The 444-nt window shown below is 53.8% G+C and carries 1 protein-coding gene; it reads left to right on the top strand.

Translation table 11 applies throughout. From position 1 onward, the window contains the following. Positions 1-177 precede the first annotated feature (177 nt). Positions 178-444: hypothetical protein (locus AC0L3A_RS40955; RefSeq protein ID WP_473256611.1), on the top strand; the 267-nt coding region annotated here is incomplete at its 3' end.

Here is a 444-nt window from a genome sequence, read left to right as displayed (position 1 = left end):
AGTTCGCACCACCTACCCTTGTCGCCTCATCTGGCGACAAGGAGACTTCATCGGGGTGGCATTCCAAAACACGGGCCATTATTCGACCCTCGTGGAGCCAGATAGAAGCTCCCTTTTGCGCTAGAATCCCCCTGTTGGTGGCCTCTGGCCGATCGCGACATTTGCTGCGGTTGCACTATGCTGTCGGAAGTTGCTCTTTTGCCAGTAGACAGCCGTTGGTTCGATAGCAATTTGCTCGTTGTTTCAGACGTGAGATTTCCTTATGCGCCATTGGCAACTGCCGTTTTCTCGAGTGTGCTTGGATTCTACCTCAAAGCGCGAACGAAGATCCTGCCGCCGATTACTGTCATACGCTATGAATTTGACAGGTGCGTGATGCTGCTCTGCATCTGCACAGCCGTCCTGATCGAGGCGTGGCTTGTTTTCTGGCTCACGGCAGTCCAG

The sequence above is a fragment of the Bradyrhizobium sp. MI1.3 genome (assembly GCF_055811695.1).
This window is presented reverse-complemented; position numbering and strand designations above follow the sequence as displayed.